Below are 17,609 nucleotides of genomic sequence, written 5' to 3' on the forward strand. Positions count from 1 at the left end.
TGTCACACCGGCGGCTCCTGCCTCGTCATGATGTCGGCACCAACAGAAGGAAGCCGCTCATGACTGCAAAACTCGATCTCTTCACCGCTGCCCCTTCGCTGATGAAGGAATGGCAGCGCGCGTCCTTTGCCATTTCCTCCAGCCTCGAGCCCAGCTTGGCCGAGCTTGTGAAGATCCGTGCATCCCAGATCAACGGCTGCGCCAACTGCCTCAACATGCACACTGTGTTTGCGCGCGAGGACGGCGAAACAGAGCAGCGCATCTACCTGCTGTCGGCCTGGCGCGAGGCGCCTTGCTATACCGATCGCGAACGCGCCGCGCTCGGCTGGACCGAGGCGCTGACGCGGATTTGCGAAGGCCATACGCACGAAAGCGCCTATGACGCGCTGAAGGCCGAGTTCACGCCGGAGGAGCAGGTCAAGCTCACCTTGATGATCAATGTCATCAACGGCTACAACCGCCTTGCGGTTGGGTTCGGTGGCTGGGCCGATCCGGCGGCGATCAGGTCCGCGGCCAAGGCGGCGGCAGCCTGATGACGAGCGCAGGGTCCGAGCATGCAGCGGCGGGCTTCGACCCACTGCGTCCGACGCTGATGCGCGTCGCCTACCGCATGCTTGGCTCCGTGGCGGACGCCGAGGATATCGTGCAGGAGGCCTTCATCCGCTGGATGAGGGCCGACCGCAGCGAAGTGCGTGAGCCCGTGGCATTCCTGCGCCGCACCGTCACGCGGCTTTGTCTCGACCAGCTCAAATCCGCGCGCCGCCAGCGTGAGACCTATGTCGGCCCCTGGCTTCCCGATCCCATCGTGGAAGAGGACGAAGTGGAGGACGTCACCTTGCCGATGATGCTGGTGCTGGAACGTCTCTCTCCGCTCGAGCGGGCGGCGTTTCTGCTGCACGATGTGTTCGGGCTGGGATTTGAGGAGGTCGCGGCCGCCATCCAGCGCGAACCCGCCGCCTGCCGCCAGCTCGCCGCCCGCGCACGCACCCATGTCCGCCAGGCGAGGCCGCGTTTCAAGGTGGAAAAGCAACGCGGCCTCGAGCTCGCCGAGGCCTTCTTCGCCGCCTCGCGCAGCGGCGACATGAAGGCGCTTGGCGCGATGCTGACAGCCGATGTCAGCGCCCATGCCGATGGCGGCGGAAAGCGTCCGGCAGCGACGGAAGTGGTGCTGGGGTTCGATGCCGTCATGCAGCAATATGAGCGTGTGGCGGCCTGGCTTCAGAAGAACGGCTCGACACTTGTCCGTGTCGGTTTTGTCAACGGATTGCCCGGCTTCATCACGCTGGAAGCCGATGGCGAACTGCAGACGACCGCACTCGACATCGAGGACGGAAAGATCGCGGCCATCTATGTGATGCGCAATCCCGACAAGCTCAGGCATCTGCATTAGGTCGAATGGAAAACAAGCAATGCGGACCGGCCAGAGCGGTTCATCGTTTCAGGGAAACGCAGACTTTCCTGGATTTAGCCCTTCGCTTCGACCAGGATCACCAGCGACTCCGGCACCACGCCATCGAAGGCCATCGCGTCAGCGGCTTTCTGGCTCTGCATCATTGCCGCTAGGGCGTCCATGTCCGGAACGTCCATCATCACAGCCACTCGTTTCGGATTCTGCGGATCGACGAACGTGCGGATGTTGGTGATCCCAAGAGAGCCGAAAAGCTCCTTGCGCTTGGGTGAACTGAGCCAGTGCTTGCTGTCTTTCGTGATGTTGTGATGGCCAATGACGGTTGGCATGGCATCCTCCCCAAGGTGACGCCGGCGGTCGATATCGCCCGCCTGATACTGCGATCCACCTGTGCAGCCAGTGGGCGCCGTTTCTCTGGGACTGTCAATTAGCTGTTGCTGATGGACGATCAACGCGTTGGGCTGCCAGGTTGCCGTCTTCGCGATGGCAAAGCGCATCAAAGTGGCCTGGTCGCTCTCTGGCGTCCAGGCGCGATCAAAGTTCGAGACAGACCTTGCCGAAATGCACTTGGGATTCGTAGTGCGTGAAGGCGGCAGCGATGTCCTCAAGCGAAAAACGGCGGTCGATGACGGGCTTCAGACGGTTGACCTCTATGGCGCGGATCATGTCCTCCTGGTCCGCCCTGCTGCCAATCGAAATCCCGCTGATGCGGATCTGGTTCGAAAACAGGGCCGGGATCGACACTTCCGCCGCAAAGCCGGTCAGGACGCCGATCAGGGCGATGTGGCCGCCCGTCCGGCAGGCCGCTACCGACTGCGCCAGCGTAGCAGGCCCGCCGACCTCGATCACGTGATCGACGCCGCGTCCGTCCGTCAAATCCCTGGCGTTGCGGCCCCAGTCCGGCACGGCCTTGTAGTTGATGACGGCATCGGCGCCGAGGCTTCTCAGCTTTTCCAGCTTCTGCTCGTCGGAAGACGTGGCGATGACCCGGGCGCCGGCGGCTTTGGCGAATTGCAGCGCAAACAGCGATACGCTGCCCGTGCCGAGGACCAGCACCGTATCGCCGGGTTTCACCTTGCCGCACACCACCAGGCCGCGCCAGGCGGTGACGCCCGTGCATGTAAGCGCTGCCGCCTCGGTATGCGTGTAGCCCACTGGTGCTTTGGTGAAGGCGTGCGCCGGCATGCACACATACTCGCTGGCAAAACCGTCAAGACTTTCTCCCGGTATGTCGCGCCTGGTGGAGGGCGTCATGTCACCGCCCAGCCACCAGGGGTAGAAGGTGCTGACGACGCTGTCTCCGGCCTTGAACGCATCGACATCGTTGCCGATTGCAATCACCTCGCCTGCGCCATCGGACAGTGGAACGCGGCCGTCGGCGAACGGCATCTTGCCCTGCACCACGAAATCGTCACGCAGGTTCAACGAGCAGGCCAGGATCCTGACCAGCACGTCACCCGGTCCTGGCTGGGGACGGTCTTCCTCGACCAGTTCGAGGTTGTCCAAGCCACCCGGCGCTTTCAGCCTGACCAGCCTCATTGCCGGACCGGCCGGCCGGACATCACCCTCAGCCAGGGCGCCAGATGGAAGGCACTCATCAGGAGATACATCACCGGCATGCTGGTCAGCAGCGAAGCGTTCGCACCCATGCACAGGATAGCCGCATCGCCATTCTGAATGCAGCTGAACAGAGCCATCAGGGCGAAGGTGGGTGCCGCGGCGAGGCACAGCCAGTCGGCGACGATTGGGGTGGTCGCGGTTGTTTCTTCAGCAGGGATCGCGCCGCTGGCACCGGTATGGATATCGCTCATGGTCCTTTTCCCTTGATGGTTATGCCCACCAGGTCCTGGGTTCCTCGCCCCTGCCAAAGGCGGGGAGAGGAACTCAAGCTGGATGGGTAGCGCCGGGCGCTCTCGCCAATGCTCTATTGCTTGTCCCTGAACGCCGCTTCGCCGGCAGCCGACACCTCGGCCCATTTCTGGTCGGGCGCGGCGTCGTAATTATCGTGCCAGTTCCACCAGCTGTAGAGCGGGGTCTGCGGATAGCCTTCGGGCGAGTCTTCCCAGATCTCCTGGCGGCCGAGCGGCGTTGCGTCGAGGTAGCTCCAGACGGTGCCCATCGCCTCGTCGCCGCGGCTGTTGATGAAATAGGTGCGGAACACCCGGTCGCCGTCATGGATGAAGACGTTGTGGCCGTGCCATTCGTCGACGCCAAAATCTTTGTCGAAACTGTCGGTGATGGTGTACCAGGGCATCTCCCACCCCATCCGCTTCTTCAGCCGCGCAATGTCGGCCTGCGGTGCGCGCGAGGCGTAGGCAAGCGTGGTGTTGCGGGCGTTGAGGTGGGCGAGGTGGCCGACCTGGTCGGCGCCGAGCGAACAGCCGCGGCAGGCGTGATCGGGCCAGCCATGGACTCCCGGTTCGAAGAAGGCGCGGTAGACGATCAGCTGGCGTCGGCCTTCGAACAGATCGAGCAGGCTCGCCTTGCCATTCGGCCCTTCGAACACATAGGCCTTGTCCACTTCCATCCACGGCATGCGCCGGCGCTCGGCGGCCAGAGCGTCCTTGGCGCGCAGCGTCGCCTTCTCCTTCACCAGCAGCTCTTCGCGCGCGGCATCCCACGCCTGCTGCGAAACGATTGGTGGGGTCTTCATTGCGGTGTGCTTGGTCATTGCTCGTCTCCTTTGTCAGTCTGTCGTCGCGCTGTGGCGGCGTGTTGTTGCTTGCGGATCGTGCGGTAGGGTAGGGCGATGAAGTGCTGCGGTGGGAGTTACAAGGGTGACGGGATTTGAATGGACAGGCCCACCGCAGCAGGGGTGGCGCCCGGCGCGCTCGACCGTGTCGTTCGTCGCGTGGAGAGGCAGATCGTCGGAGTCAGGCATTGTCAGTTATCCCTTATGAGATTCTTAATATCGATACCTGAGATGCTCAGGCTAGCGAATGCGGGAATTGGCGTTAACGGCGGCTACGGCGCTTTCAGCCAGTCCTGATGGCTAGGTCATCATCCCAGTCATTGTCGTGTCCTAGTGTGCCGCCTGTTGCCGATACGGCTTGCTGGTTGGCGGTCATGACTTAAGTTAGGGCGAGCAGCGCAGGGGTGGGAGTTACAAGTGTGACGGGATTTGAATGGACTCGCTGATCACGGCAGCGGCACTGGCGCTGGCCGGGGGCGATCCGCTCGGCGCGCTGGACCGCGTCGCCTTGCGCGAGGACGCGCCGGCGCTGGCGTTGCGCGGCATCGCGATGGCGCAGCTCGGCGACCTCGACCGCGCCAAGGCGCTGCTGCGGCGGGCCGCGCGCGCCTTTGGGCCGAAAGAGGCGGTGGCGCGCGCCAGATGCGTCGTCGCCGAGGCGGAGATCGCGCTGGTCTCGCGTGACCTCGGCTGGCCGGCCAAGGCGCTGGATGCAGCGCGAGCGACGCTGGAAAAGCATGGCGACCGGCTGAACGCCGCGCATGCCGGCCACCTCAAGGTGCGGCGACTGCTGCTGATTGGTCGCCTCGACGAGGCAGAAGACGTGCTTGCCGGGCTCGACCCGGCGCCGCTTCCACCGGCCTCCAGGGCGGCGCACGAACTGGCCGTCGCCGGCATCGCGATGCGGCGCCTCAAGACGAGGGCTGCGCGTACGGCGTTGGAGTGGGCGCGCCACGCCGCCCGCCGGGCCGGCATCCCGGGGCTGATGGCCGAGGTCGACAGCGCATTCCTGGCGCTGGACGCGCCGGCGGCGCGGCTGATCGCGCGTGGCCAGCAGCGCCCGTTGCGGCTCGAGGAGGTCGAGGCGCTGCAGGCGTCGCCGGCGTTGGTCGTCGATGCCTTGCGCTATCTCGTGCGCCAACAGCAAACCATGGTCTCGCTGGCAACGCGCCCGGTGCTGTTTGCACTGGCGCGTACACTCGCCGAAGCATGGCCGGCGGATGTGTCGCGAATGACGCTTATCGCGCAGGCTTTTGGCGGCAGGCACGCCGATGAATCACATCGCGCGCGATTGCGGGTCGAGATCGGCCGGCTGCGCGCCGAACTGCGCACGCTTGCCGACATCAGTGCCACGAGCCAAGGCTTCGCGCTGGCGCCGCGCCAGGCGCGCGAGGTGGTGGTGCTGGCGCGGCCGATCGAGGAGCGGCACGCGGCGGTGCTGGCCTTGCTTGCCGATGGTGAATCCTGGGCGAGCTCGGCGCTGGCGCTGGCGCTTGGCACCGGCCAGCGCAGCGTGCAGCGGGCGCTGGAGCAGCTCGGCGAGGCCGGCAAGGTGCAGTCGTTCGGGCACGGCCGGGCGCGCCGCTGGATGACACCGCCGGTGGCCGGATTCACGACGACCTTGTTACTCCCGGCACCGCTGCCGAACGGTTAGAGCATGATCCCCGAAAAGTGCCGATCATCTCAGTGAGGATAAAGACATGAAACATTCAGCGGCCGAAATCCTGCGCGAATACGGACCCTTTCCGGGCGTCGACACCGTGCACGGGGTGAGCTTTGACGGACAGAATGTCTGGTTTGCCTCCGGTGAGAAACTGAACGCCTTCGATCCGGAAAGCGGGCAGGCGCTGCGCTCGATCGATGTCGCTGCGCACGCCGGCACCGCCTATGACGGCCGGCATTTCTTCCAGCTCGCCAATGACCGTATCCAGAAGATCGACCCCGACACCGGCAAGGTGCTGGCCACCATTCCGGCGCCCGGCGGCGGGCGCGACTCCGGGCTCACCTGGGCCGAAGGGACGCTCTGGGTGGGCCAGTACCGGGAGCGCAGGATTCACCAGATCGACCCCGAGACCGGGACGATCCTGCGCACCATCGAATCCAACCGCTTTGTCACCGGGGTGACCTGGGTTGACGGCGAACTGTGGCACGCCACCTGGGAGGGCGAGCAGAGCGACCTGCGCCGCGTCGACCCGCAAACCGGCAAGGTTCTGGAGAAGCTCGACATGCCGGCCGGCATGGGCGTCTCGGGGCTGGAATCCGATGGCGGCGACCGCCTCTTCTGCGGCAGCGTGTCCGCCGGGGTGGTGCGGGCGGTGCGCCGGCCGAGGTGAGCTCGCACCCGCAAATTTGACCGCTGACGACTGGCCGTTGCTCCCTGTCGAACCTAGATAGGGCATGCGCCGGGCGGACCGCCCGGATCATCTTTTGCAAAGGACCTGCCATGCCTGAACAGATTGCGTTGAACGACGGCTCCGCCATTCCCCAACTCGGCCTTGGCGTGTGGCAAGTCGACCAGGATATCACCGCCCAGGTGGTGGGTTGGGGGATCGAGGCCGGCTATCGTCTGATCGACACCGCTGAAGGCTACCAGAACGAGGAAGGGGTCGGAGAGGCGATCCGCAGCGCTGGCGTGCCGAGAGGCGAGCTGTTCATCACCTCCAAGCTGCGCAACGGCGCGCACCAGCGCGATGCGGCGCTGCGCGCCTTCGACGAGACGATGGAGAAGCTCGGCATCGATCAGCTCGACCTGTTCCTGATCCACTGGCCGGTGCCCGGCCGGGATAAATATGTCGAGGCGTGGAAGACGCTGGTCGAGCTCAGGCAGGCCGGCCGCATCAAGTCAATCGGCGTTTCGAATTTCAACCAGGACCATCTGGAGCGGATCATCGCAGAGACCGGCGTGACGCCCGTCGTCAACCAGATCGAGCTGCATCCCCAGCTCCAGCAGCGCGGCATCAGGGACTTTCATGCCAGCCACGACATCCGCATCGAAAGCTGGAGCCCGCTGGGCAGCGGCCGGCTGCTGGGCGACCCGACCATCGCGGGCATCGCCAGGAAGTATGACAAGTCCGCGGCGCAGACGATCATCCGCTGGCACCTTCAGGAAGGGCTGATCGTTATTCCAAAGTCGATCCGCCAGGATCGCATCGCCGCCAATTTCGATGTCTTCGATTTCGAGCTGGATGCGCAGGACCTGCAGACGATCCGGGGCATGGATTCGCCCGACGGCCGCACCGGCCCAAACCCCGCCACGGCGTCGTTCCTGTTCTGAAGGGAGAAGGGGCGCTCGCCCCTCAAGACTGCTCGATGGGCTGGGCGCCGGCCAGATAGCGATCGTTGTCAAAAGGCTCGGCTTGATTGCTTTGCAGATCCCAGAGTTGTCGATGGGTCGCCGGCAGATCGCCCAGATAGACATGCAGCGCGCCCGACCGTGCGCTGCCGGTGTTGGCTACCGAATGCACGGTATGCGGGGGCAGGTGCAGCACGGTAGGCGCGGTGGCGTCCTGCCGTTGCGGGGCATCGAGCTTGCTGGCGGCATCGGGGTAGATGAAGTTTGTCTCGCCACCTTTGTAGATGCCGATCAACGCGTCCATCAGGTGGTTGTGGGCTGGGTACTGCAGGCCGGGCGACAGCGTGATGTGATAGATCGTCAAATTCCGGCTTGCATGGAGAAGCACCTCGTCGTCTTCTTCTTCATGCACGAGCACCCCCAATGCGTGAAGACGGCTCGTATGGTCGCCCAAAACCGCCCTTATTCGTGCGAGGGGATCGGGACTTCCTGCGGCGTTGACGATATCATTGACAACCGCGTAGAGAGGCGAGCCAACGGGAATAGCCATTGCCAGTTATCCCTTTTGAGATGACCAGATGATCGACCTGAGATGCTCAATGCTACTCAAAGTCGATGGCGGCGTCAACCGGATCGCCAGAATGGAACAAGCATGACTCCTCGTGATTTCACAGCCGCATCGCCGAAACCGGCGCTGTCCACCGGCACGGCCGCGGCGCCGTCGACCGCCGACCTGCTGCGCAGCGAGCAGGCGTACGAGCAGGTGAAGAGCGACATCGTCGCCTGCGTGCTGCGCCCCGGTGAAACGCTGACGGAAAAGCAGATAGGCGATCGATACCTGATCAGAAAGGCGACGATCCGCGCGGCGCTGACCCGGCTGATGCAGGAAGGGCTGGTCAGGAGCGAGCCGCGCCGCGGCTATGTCATCACGCCACTGACGTTGCGCGATGTCACCGAGATCTTCGATGTCCGCAGTCTGATCGAGCCGGAAGTGTTCAGGGTGGCCGCGTCGGGTCTTACCGAGCGGGGGCTCGAAGAGGTCAGGCAGGCGGCCAGGAAGGTGCTGAAGCCGGAGACATTGCGCAGCCATGTTGCATTCCTGGCGGCGGATCGCGCCTTTCGTCTTGCCTTGGCGGAACTGTCCGGAAATTCACGCCTGGCGCAGCTGCTGGGCCAGATACTCGACCAGTCGGAGAGGGTCCTCCACCTCGGATTCAGATCGCGCGACTTCACACAGCTGATCATCGGTCAGCAGAAGGACCTGGTTCATGCCTGCGAGGTGAGCGAAGTTTCCGGCATCGTCAAACTTGCCCGCTCGCAGTGCCTCAATCTCAAGAAGCAGGTGCTCGAAGCCCTGCTGGCAGGCGCCAAGCTCAGGGAAGCCAACCTGCAAGACTTCGCTTGATGGCCGCAGGCCGATCGCGCAGGCGCCAGCAGCACGGGGATTGACAGGGGGCCGACCGGCGAAGCTGTCGATCTCCCCCCAAGTGGGGGAGATGTCCGGCAGGACAGAGGGGGGCGCTGTCCCGCCGGCATATCAGGGCGTGCCGGCCAAACCTGCCGCGATCACAATATGTTGGCAGACATTGTCGATGTCGCGGATGACATCATCATTCCAGAACCGCAGCACGGCCCAACCATCCTGTTCCAGACGCTTCGTCCTGACTGTGTCGGCCACTGCGGAATCTGCTTGGCCGTGTTGCGACCCGTCGACTTCCACGACGAGCTTCTTTTCCGGGCACGCAAAATCGATAATGTAGCCAGCGATCGGAAATTGCCTGCGAAAGCCTAGGCCCATCAGCCTATGCGCGCGAAGCTCGTTCCAGAGCTGCGTCGGTCATGACCTTGCGCATTGATCGAGCGTTTGCGCGGTTTTGCGGAGGCAACGGTGTGTGTGGCATGGCCATTTTCGATTGTGATTGAGGCTGGCGTTCTACGGCGCCCCCCTCTGTCCTGCCGGACATCTCCCCCACGTGGGGGGAGATTGGCAGCTTCAACGCTTTCGCCAACCTTCGGCAGCGCCCTTAAATCCCCGAGCCGTCGAGCTGCTGGGCGTCGTCGCCTTCCCAGGGTGCCGGCATGGAGGCGCGGCTGAGATTGGCTGTGGGCAGCGGCATCCAGCATTTCAGTTCCGGCTCGGCATATTCGACGACGCGCCCTGGCGAGGAATCCGATGCGCGCCAGCCTTCGCTGGCGAACTGGTCGGCGCGCGACCAATAGGCGAGGTCGACTTCCGCCGGCCCCTGTTCGGACGGGCGAACCGTGACCAGGATGCGGCTGCCATCCCTCGGCGCCGTCGACATGTGGCGCCACCTTTCGGGCTCGTCCATTGCTTTTCCTCCTCGCACCTGCGTCGGGGGAAGTGTCGCCTCGCGCTCCGGGGCGGTCAACCCAAAGTTTGCGCCAGTGAGCGAGTCCTGACGATGTCAGAGCTTGGCGGGGTGAGCCGAAGTTGGCGACCGACATATACTGCGAGAGGGAACTTGAAAACGTCGGTCGCCAGGGGGCGGTTGGGACGCACCACGTTGTGGACGCGATGCAAGGTCAGGCTACGCGCATGTAGGACGTCTTCAATCGGAACGCCGACCCATGGTGAACAGCTGGTTACTATCCACAGGGTTCCCCTGTCCTCGATGATCCGGAGACGTTCAGACAGCCTGTGCGCAACACCGAGCCGCCGGCCATGCGCGCTCGACGGGCTGTGATCCGGTTGATAAGCCCGTCTGCGAAAGGAGCGCCTGAGTCGAGATGACCGTTGCGATCGAGATGGGACACACGACCGCAGGCGCCCCGGCGACGCTCGATCTCGAGGAGCTGCTGGCCACCCGCCTCTTGGTGCAGGGCAATTCGGGCTCCGGCAAGTCGCACCTGCTGCGGCGTCTGCTGGAGCAGAGTTCGCCTTGGGTGCAGCAGACCATCATCGACCCCGAAGGCGACTTCGTCTCGCTGGGCGACCGTTTCGGCCATCTGGTGATCGATGCCGAGGAGCATACCGAGCGCGGCCTGCAGAGCGCGGGCGAGCGGGCGCGCATCCATCGCGTCTCCACCGTGCTCAATCTCGAGGGGCTCGACGCCGAGAACCAGATGCGGCGCGCCGCTGCCTTCCTAGGCGGGCTGTTCGAGGTCGCCCGCGACCACTGGTACCCGATGCTGGTGGTGGTGGACGAGGCGCAGCTGTTCGCGCCGGCGGTGGCCGGCGAGGTTTCCGACGAGGCGCGCAAACTCTCGCTCGGCGCCATGACCAATTTGATGTGCCGTGGCCGCAAACGCGGGCTTGCCGGCATCATCGCCACCCAGCGGCTGGCCAAGCTCGCCAAGAACGTCGCCGCCGAGGCGTCCAATTTCCTCATGGGCCGCACCTTCCTCGATATCGACATGGCGCGCGCCGCCGACCTTTTGGGCATGGAGCGGCGCCAGGCCGAAGCGTTTCGCGACCTGGAGCGCGGCCAGTTCATGGCGCTCGGCCCGGCGCTGTCGCGCCGGCCGCTCGGCCTGCGCATCGGCCCGACCGACACCAGTCCGCGCAACGGCACGCCGCGGTTGATGCCGCTGCCGGAATCAGCGCTGGAGGACGCACGCGCCATCATCCTGGCAGCGCCGCCCCCCGAGACCGTGCGGCCGCAGCGCCGGTCGTCGCCGGACCTGCTCGATCAGTTGATGGCGGCGAAGTCGGCAGCGCTGGAAATCCGCCCCGAGCCGGTGGAGCCGCAAATCAGCGCCGAGGATCTGGCCGAGCGCCGTGAGCGCGTCGACCGTGTGCTGCGCGCCATCCTGGCGCAGCCCGATGCGGGCTTCCGTGTGATCGGCGTGCTCTATCAGGAGTTCGTGGTGCGCTGCCGCATCGAGGGCCTTGCCTCTGTCGTGCCGGACCTGCCGGAGTTCCGCCGCATGCTGACGCGCGCCCGCGCTGGCCTCGGCTCGGATATGGCTGCAGGGGATGATGCCTGGCAGGACGTCTCGGTGCGCGCCTCGCTGCTGCCCGAGGATATGCAGGGCGTGTTCATGATGATCGCCAGGGCGGCGAAGGAGGGCTGGCCGTGCCCGAGCGACGCCGCGATCGCCCGCGCCTATGGCTCGCACTCGCTGCGCCGCGCCCGGCGCCTGCTGACCTATATCGAGGAGCAAGGCCTCATCGTCTGCCAACTCGACGGGGTAGGCCGGCGCACCGTGACGCTGGTCGAACTGGCCTGGGTCACGGCACCGGGCGACCCCAATGCCGAGGAGGCCGAGCAGGGGCGTTTGGCGGTGTGAGGCGGCGGCGTCAGGTTTCCGACCTGTCACCCACCATAGCCTCCGTCCGAATGGCCGAAAAACTACTTTGGCTTTCGGCCGAGGCCCATGGATTTGGCCAGTTTCGAGCGGGTTGCGACGTCCGCAGCGCCGTGGACATTCCACGCCACGCGCTCGGCGCCAGCAACGACATCGAGCGGGCCGCGACGCCGACACCGGATCAGATCCCGTTTAATTCCGCACGTGCGGAGCTGGCATCCGCCCTTGCCAGGCTCGGATGGCGCAATGCGAGCCTTATCCTGCGCGCCATCGACGATGATGTGCTGAGCGCCACGGGACCGGCCGGGTTTCGCAAAACCTGCCGGGAGGCAGTTGGCGCGAGGGCGATGCTGCGGTCTCTGGTTGGGTTTTGGTGAGGGGTGGGGTGGGGGCGTGGCGGCGGTCAAGCACTTTGTGATCGCCCCGCGCGGCGCGTTGCCCGGGCGCCGCCGCGATCGCGCGTGCCTATGGCCCGCTGCGCCGCGCCCTGCGTTTGCTGATCTATATCGGTGGCATGGGGATTAATACTGTATTTTTACAAATAATTACGCTTTGTATATAAAATATAATGCCTTTTTATCAAAATTATGCTTTACATTATTTTTGTCGGCGTCAGCACTATGAGTGCTTGGTTGTATAATCATAGTGGCTCAAACTTGCGTGAAAGTTCTGGACCACGGCCACTAAAGGACATAAATCATCCGTCACTTGGGCATCATTGAACATAAACATCTAGGGTGCTTTGGGGGGAGAGACGGTGGATTCAGGTAAGGCGAAAGAGTGGGAAGGTCGGTTTCGCGGCAAGGTAATTGAGGGATGGACGATCGAATCGCTGATCGACCATGGCAAGTCTGCCGCGGTATTCCGTGCGACCGGCAAGGATGGTCCAGTCGCCTTAAAAATCTTTGATGATGAGATCATTCAGCGCTACGGCGATGAAGCGCAGCTCAGCCGCATCAAACGTGAACTCACGCTGGTTGGTCAATACCATCCGAACATGGTCCGCCTTCTTGGTGGCGGAGTGGATGAGGAGAGCAAAAATCACTTCATCGTAATGGAGTTTCTCGACGGGCCTAGTCTCAGCAAGTGTCTGGCCGACGTACCCGAAGCCAACATTCCCACCCTTATCGAGCAGCTTGTGTCGGCATGTGAGTTCTTGGAATCACTGAAGCTCGCGCACCGAGATATAAAGCCTGCCAACATCGTCCTGCTTGACGACTTCAACCGGCTTGTACTCCTCGATTTCGGCGTATTAAAGCCGATCGGCGAAGCCGGATTGACCGACGTCGATGGCCAGCGATTGTTCATCGGGACGCTACAATACAGCTCTCCCGAATTTTTGCTCCGCGACGAGGCCAATGACGCTGATGGTTGGCGCGCCCTTTCGCTCTATCAGGTTGGTGCAGTTTTGCACGATCTGATCATGCGGCGGCCTATCTTTGAAGAGTTCGTCAATCCCTATGCCGCCTTGGTAAACGCTGTCCAGCATGAGGTGCCTAACATAACGAGCGAGACGGCGCCTTCCTATCTCGCTGACGCGTGCCGGATGGCACTGGTTAAGGATCCGGTCAAACGCCTCGGCCTTGTCCGTTGGGACGCATTTCGACCACCGCCGGCGGCGTCTGCCGTAGAGAGCGCACGCAAGCGGGTCGGCCAGCGAATACTGCTCGCGCAGGCCGAGGCCGTGCCGGCGCCGGTGCCGAATGCAACAGCTGCACGAGAGTTGCTCGATACTATCGTTGAGGGGTTGAAAATCGAGTTCCGTCGCATCCGACAGGCGAATTCCTCAGTAATGCCGCCGCTCGAAGTGACACGGGCCGGACGTCGCTCGCCGGAGCTAATTGTTCAGATGGAACCCTCTGAGAACCTAAAACTCGCTAAGGGTCTCCGCATGGAAGTTGCTGTACAGATCATTGATGTCGATGCTCAAGCTATCGTTGTCCACATGGCGGCAGCCGCTTGCACCGTTTCGACAGAGGGCATTCCCCGTACTGAGGTGTTCAAGGGTCCCTATAGTTCAAGAGCAATTGGCGATCGGATCGAAGCTGCGATGTTTCTCAGCCTGGATCAAGCGCAGCAGGGGTTGGAAGGTCCTTTCAATCTTCAAGAATTGGGAGAGGCATGATGGAAGCCTCGTGGTGGAAGGACCTCAGTCAACTAGATGAGGAACAGAAGAAGGTAATATCGCTCGACGATGATGCCGATCATCTTGTGATCGGCCCGCCGGGCTGTGGAAAAACCAATCTGCTTCTTTTGCGTGCGAGCTATCTTTACAAGAAGGGTACCACCAATATTAAGGTGCTTGCTTTCGGCCGAGTTCTTAAAGAGTTCATCGTCTCCGGAACCGAGCACTATCCGTTCGCACCTGACAAAGTGCAGACCTTTATGAGGTGGGCATACGAAATTTTGGCTGCCAACGGCATCGAGTTGGAGGAGGATGAGGATTTCGATAAGGTACGAGATCAGATATTCAAAAAACTTGGCGAGATCGCGGCCAAAGGCATGGCCGAGAACGTTTACGACGTAATTCTACTTGATGAAGCACAGGATTATTCGGCCGACGAAGCCGTTCTGATAAGATCTTTCGGCGAAAGGGTGTTTGCTGTCGGCGACAATAATCAACGCATCACCGAAAAATCCGGCGCTCTAGAGAAGTTCGAGGAGCTTGGTGCCCTGAAGGCGGTACTGCGCCATCACTATCGCAACGGTTTTAAGATCTGCCGGGTCGCGGATGGGATCAAAAATCTGATCGACCATCACGACAGCATGGAAGCGACCTCCAACTATGACGAGGCCACCTATCCCTCGACGGTCGATTCAGTTGGACAACTTGGGATCGACGATCAAGTTGCAGAGGCGGTGAAGCGCATCAAGACACAACTGCAGGCTTATCCAGGCGAGATGATCGGCGTGCTTTGCCCACGCGCTGAGGACCTAAGAATGGTCGCCAAGTTGCTGGATGCGAGTGAGATTGCAGGAGAGATGCAAGTTCAGCGCGCCGGCGCATATACTTCCATTGACGCTGAACGGCCAGTGGTGGTCACGACCGTGCAGGGGGCAAAAGGCCTCGAGTTTCGGGCCGTGCATCTGATGGCCGCTGATAAGCTCAAGAACTTCCGAACGCAGAAAAACCTTACATACACGGCTGTGACGAGGGCGAAGACGACCCTGGTTGTGTATCATGACGCCGGTTTGGCCGGGTATTTTGAGAAGGGGCTGAGAGCCTGTGAGATCACGAAGCCAGTCGAGCCAAACTTGAAGGATCTTTTCCTATGACCGTGATGAAAACGCGCCGTCTGAGTCGGGAGGAGTTCGTCAACTGGATCGCGGAAGCTGCGGACGGCCTTCCGACCCTGCCGCGCGACATAGCGCTTCGCGGATCGAGACCTAATGATGTGACGTTGGTTTGGCCTGAACATCAATCTGATGCGAGACCGGTCATCTGCGTTGCCGAGAGCCAGCTTCAGGATTTGTTCGCGTTTGTGTCTACCTATAGCACCAACTTGCGGCCCTACACCGCGTACTTCCGGGTTATCCCGCTCGAACTGATCGATATTCTCGACAACGGGGCGCGTGAGCATAGAAATGAAACCCGACTCGCGCGGATGATTGCGGGTGCCAGTATCGCTGAGGCTTGGCTGGCCGCAGCGCGACAGTCGGGGCGGCCCAGCAACGTGGTCCCGTTACTGCAGTCATCATTGTCGTCAGCGCTCGGGCAGGTTGTTCTCGCAGGCTATAACGACTTAGCGTTCGACTGGGTTCAGCGAGAATGGATAGAAACGCGGGCGGGCCTGGGCGACAATATGAGCGATCAGAATTGCGAAGGCATCAGCCTCGCCTGGCGACTTGTACTTGCAGCGATGACAACTCTGTCGCAAGCCTTTCTTGACCGATCTGGCAAGTTAATCGCAACCTTTATCGCGGATGCGGTCGAAGCAAAATCTGTCCGCCCGAGTATGTTGCGTTCGCTTTCTGTGATCGCTGGCCCTGAACTCGATCTCGTTAAGTTGCTCGCTGCACCTAGGGAAGAGCGGATCAGCCGCTTCAACGCTACGATAGCCGACTTCAAGAGCAGCGGCGCACGCGGATTGCAGGCTGAGTTTCTGGCGGGGCTGATGCTGGCAATTGCCGGCAATGGGTCTTTCGACATGATCCGCTCCGCCCGAGAGTTCGACGGGTGGTTAGATGGCGCGGCGACTTGGTTCGGAATCTGCGCTGCACTTTTCGATGAGAGCAATGTCCTCGCATATGCCAACTCGGCAGGTCGGCGCGTCGTGCGCGATCTGCTCCGACGGGATGACCCCTTTGGCCTACCCAGCAGAGACATTGCTTCGACTGAATTCCGATTCCTTGAGACCAACAAGTCAGACGTGTTTCAACTGGGCGCCTACGGACCAGGGTCGGTTGAGGTGGAAATTCTCCCGAACGTGGCAACCCGAATCCTGTCGCGCGATAGCGGTCAGTCTGGCCGGAGCGCGGAGGAACGTGAGATGTTGCTACGGACGATGGACGAGATGTCTCATCTGGCCGAACGCGCTCGCCGAATTCTGCAAGGTCCCGAACGCGCCGAGCGCCAAGGCGATCCCTACAAGCCCAAGCGGCCGAACCGGTACCGGTAGTGGCAATCCTTGCTCGGTCTAGCTGGCGGGCGAGTCGGTAGGCAAACGACAAACGCCATGACTACGGCATCGTAGTCGACGGGCACCCGCATTTTGGGCGAAAAGTAACATCGCCCAGCTCCTCCTACCGCTCCTCCACAATCCGCAAATACGCTGCCGTCACGAACAGCACGATCAGCCCAAACAAAATCCGCCTTGCGCCCTCCGGCATTTGCAGGATGGTCAGCAGCGTCGTCAGCACCGTCAAAATAAGGGCGCCGATGATGGTGCCGGTGTAGCCGCCGCGGCCGCCGAAGATCGAGGTGCCGCCGATCACGGCGGCGGCCACCGAAGGCAGCACCAGCGGTTCGGCGAGCGAGAGGGACGGGGCCTTGATCAGGCCGATATAGAGCAGGCCGGTGATGCCGGCGAGCACGCTGGAGATGACGTAGAGCGCCGTGATGACCTGCCAGTATTGCACGCCGGACAGGCGGGTTGCGCGCTCATTGTCGCCGACGGCGTAGAGCAGGCGGCCGAAGCCGGTGCGGCTCAGCGTGAAGACGATGAGCGCCGCCAGCGGCACGAACAGCAGCAGGGCGTTGGGCACGCCGTATGTCAGGCCGGTGCCGAGCCAGGCAAGGACGTCGGGGATCTTGGCGCCCGACGCAATCACCGTGCGCTGGTAGACCTGCAGGCAGCCGGTGCCGATCAGGCTGGTGCCCAGCGTCATGATCAGCGGGTGGACGCGGAAGACGCCGACGCCGATGCCGTTGACCAGGCCGATCAGCACCGCCGGCATCATCGCCAGCAGGAAGGCCACCGCCGGGTCCTGGTTGACGACTTGCGTCGCCATGATGAAGGCGCTCATCGTCGCCACCGTGCCGACCGACAGGTCGATGCCGCCTGTCAGCATGGTCATGGTCTGGCAGCCGGCGAGGATCGCCAAGGGAATGGCGAACTTTATCGTGTTGGCGATCCAGCGCTCGTTGACGATGCCGGGGCGCAGGATCTGCAGGATCACCACCAGGATGACGAGCAGGATGATCAGCGGGATCAGCGGCCGGTCGGCCATGAAGCGCTTCAGGCGGCGGCCGAAGGGGACGGGTTGGATCGCGGTTGTGCTCATGAGGGGGCTCGCGATTGGGGTGGTGTGGTGGTGGTCGGGTTGACTGTGAAGGATGGTGCTCCACGGCGCCCCCCTCTGTCCTGCCGGACATCTCCCCCACGGGTGGGGAGATTGGCAGCTTCGGCGCCTCGCTCATTCTTGCAACGTCGACGATTGGCGAAAGGCGTCGCGCCGTCCGATCTCCCCCCAAGTGGGGGAGATGTCCGGCAGGACAGAGGGGGGCG

At 62.7% G+C, this 17,609-nt stretch carries 18 protein-coding genes and 1 pseudogene; 11 read left to right on the top strand and 8 right to left on the bottom strand.

Annotation, left to right across the window (positions count from 1 at the left end):
* Positions 1 to 59 precede the first annotated feature (59 nt).
* Together B5V02_RS06810 and B5V02_RS06815 are read left to right on the top strand one after the other, a co-directional pair.
* Complete coding sequence (locus tag B5V02_RS06810) at positions 60 to 533, top strand: carboxymuconolactone decarboxylase family protein (protein ID WP_111543791.1); 474 nt, start codon at positions 60 to 62, stop codon at positions 531 to 533.
* The gene (locus B5V02_RS06815) at positions 533 to 1,390 is read left to right on the top strand and encodes a sigma-70 family RNA polymerase sigma factor (RefSeq protein ID WP_111543383.1); all 858 of its coding nucleotides are present in this window, start codon (positions 533 to 535) and stop codon (positions 1,388 to 1,390) included. The genes B5V02_RS06810 and B5V02_RS06815 overlap by 1 nt, the downstream gene beginning before the upstream one ends.
* 74 nt (positions 1,391 to 1,464) lie before the next feature.
* Here B5V02_RS06815 and B5V02_RS06820 read toward each other — a convergent pair whose 3' ends face one another.
* The 4 genes from B5V02_RS06820 to B5V02_RS06835 form a co-directional block, all read right to left on the bottom strand.
* Complete coding sequence (locus B5V02_RS06820) at positions 1,465 to 1,737, bottom strand: hypothetical protein (protein ID WP_111543792.1); 273 nt, start codon at positions 1,735 to 1,737, stop codon at positions 1,465 to 1,467.
* Between the two features lie 205 nt (positions 1,738 to 1,942).
* Positions 1,943 to 2,947: a zinc-dependent alcohol dehydrogenase family protein gene (locus tag B5V02_RS06825; protein WP_111543384.1), complete on the bottom strand. Its 1,005-nt coding sequence runs from the start codon at positions 2,945 to 2,947 to the stop codon at positions 1,943 to 1,945.
* Complete coding sequence (locus B5V02_RS06830) at positions 2,944 to 3,219, bottom strand: hypothetical protein (protein WP_111543385.1); 276 nt, start codon at positions 3,217 to 3,219, stop codon at positions 2,944 to 2,946. Before B5V02_RS06830 ends, B5V02_RS06825 begins: the two co-directional genes overlap by 4 nt.
* Before the next feature lie 113 nt (positions 3,220 to 3,332).
* Positions 3,333 to 4,079 carry a DUF899 domain-containing protein gene (locus B5V02_RS06835; protein ID WP_111543386.1) on the bottom strand — a complete coding sequence of 249 codons (747 nt, stop codon included), beginning with the start codon at positions 4,077 to 4,079 and terminating at the stop codon, positions 3,333 to 3,335.
* 454 nt (positions 4,080 to 4,533) lie between these two features.
* Here B5V02_RS06835 and B5V02_RS06845 point away from each other — a divergent pair, with 454 nt between their 5' ends.
* The 3 genes from B5V02_RS06845 to B5V02_RS06855 all read left to right on the top strand — a co-directional run bounded on the left by B5V02_RS06845 (position 4,534) and on the right by B5V02_RS06855 (position 7,374).
* Positions 4,534 to 5,754 carry a helix-turn-helix domain-containing protein gene (locus tag B5V02_RS06845; RefSeq protein WP_111543388.1) on the top strand — a complete coding sequence of 407 codons (1,221 nt, stop codon included), beginning with the start codon at positions 4,534 to 4,536 and terminating at the stop codon, positions 5,752 to 5,754.
* 46 nt (positions 5,755 to 5,800) lie between these two features.
* Positions 5,801 to 6,433 carry a Vgb family protein gene (locus B5V02_RS06850; protein WP_111543389.1) on the top strand — a complete coding sequence of 211 codons (633 nt, stop codon included), beginning with the start codon at positions 5,801 to 5,803 and terminating at the stop codon, positions 6,431 to 6,433.
* Positions 6,434 to 6,543: 110 nt separating this feature from the next.
* Positions 6,544 to 7,374 (top strand): aldo/keto reductase, encoded by an 831-nt coding sequence (locus tag B5V02_RS06855; protein ID WP_111543390.1) that lies wholly within the window; start codon positions 6,544 to 6,546, stop codon positions 7,372 to 7,374.
* A 22-nt stretch (positions 7,375 to 7,396) separates the two neighbouring features.
* Here the strand turns inward: B5V02_RS06855 and B5V02_RS06860 are convergent, their stop codons facing one another.
* On the bottom strand, positions 7,397 to 7,942 hold the full coding sequence (locus B5V02_RS06860) for an autotransporter (RefSeq protein ID WP_111543391.1): 546 nt from the start codon (positions 7,940 to 7,942) through the stop codon (positions 7,397 to 7,399).
* Positions 7,943 to 8,044: 102 nt separating this feature from the next.
* Here B5V02_RS06860 and B5V02_RS06865 point away from each other — a divergent pair, with 102 nt between their 5' ends.
* Positions 8,045 to 8,797, top strand: a complete 753-nt coding sequence (locus tag B5V02_RS06865; protein WP_111543392.1) for a GntR family transcriptional regulator — start codon at positions 8,045 to 8,047, stop codon at positions 8,795 to 8,797.
* 132 nt (positions 8,798 to 8,929) lie between these two features.
* Here B5V02_RS06865 and B5V02_RS06870 read toward each other — a convergent pair.
* Positions 8,930 to 9,293, bottom strand: a pseudogene (locus B5V02_RS06870) (endonuclease domain-containing protein).
* Between the two features lie 123 nt (positions 9,294 to 9,416).
* Positions 9,417 to 9,722, bottom strand: coding sequence for a hypothetical protein (locus B5V02_RS06875; protein WP_095091288.1), 306 nt, complete (start codon positions 9,720 to 9,722; stop codon positions 9,417 to 9,419).
* 418 nt (positions 9,723 to 10,140) lie between these two features.
* On the opposite strand from B5V02_RS06875, the gene B5V02_RS06880 reads away from it, so the two are divergent.
* The 5 genes from B5V02_RS06880 to B5V02_RS06900 all read left to right on the top strand — a co-directional run bounded on the left by B5V02_RS06880 (position 10,141) and on the right by B5V02_RS06900 (position 16,280).
* The gene (locus B5V02_RS06880) at positions 10,141 to 11,643 is read left to right on the top strand and encodes a helicase HerA domain-containing protein (protein WP_111543393.1); all 1,503 of its coding nucleotides are present in this window, start codon (positions 10,141 to 10,143) and stop codon (positions 11,641 to 11,643) included.
* 131 nt (positions 11,644 to 11,774) lie between these two features.
* On the top strand, positions 11,775 to 12,038 hold the full coding sequence (locus B5V02_RS06885) for a hypothetical protein (RefSeq protein ID WP_146606019.1): 264 nt from the start codon (positions 11,775 to 11,777) through the stop codon (positions 12,036 to 12,038).
* A 380-nt stretch (positions 12,039 to 12,418) separates the two neighbouring features.
* Positions 12,419 to 13,786: a serine/threonine protein kinase gene (locus B5V02_RS06890; protein WP_167458384.1), complete on the top strand. Its 1,368-nt coding sequence runs from the start codon at positions 12,419 to 12,421 to the stop codon at positions 13,784 to 13,786.
* Positions 13,783 to 14,937: an ATP-binding domain-containing protein gene (locus B5V02_RS06895; protein ID WP_245445740.1), complete on the top strand. Its 1,155-nt coding sequence runs from the start codon at positions 13,783 to 13,785 to the stop codon at positions 14,935 to 14,937. Before B5V02_RS06890 ends, B5V02_RS06895 begins: the two co-directional genes overlap by 4 nt.
* Positions 14,934 to 16,280: a hypothetical protein gene (locus B5V02_RS06900; protein ID WP_111543396.1), complete on the top strand. Its 1,347-nt coding sequence runs from the start codon at positions 14,934 to 14,936 to the stop codon at positions 16,278 to 16,280. Before B5V02_RS06895 ends, B5V02_RS06900 begins: the two co-directional genes overlap by 4 nt.
* 124 nt (positions 16,281 to 16,404) lie before the next feature.
* Here the strand turns inward: B5V02_RS06900 and B5V02_RS06905 are convergent, their stop codons facing one another.
* A complete protein-coding gene (locus B5V02_RS06905) occupies positions 16,405 to 17,385 on the bottom strand; it encodes an ABC transporter permease (protein WP_111543397.1) in 981 nt (326 codons plus the stop codon).
* Positions 17,386 to 17,609 lie beyond the last annotated feature (224 nt).

It is taken from the genome of Mesorhizobium kowhaii, from assembly GCF_003253745.1.
Taxonomy (GTDB): Bacteria; Pseudomonadota; Alphaproteobacteria; order Rhizobiales; family Rhizobiaceae; genus Mesorhizobium; species Mesorhizobium kowhaii.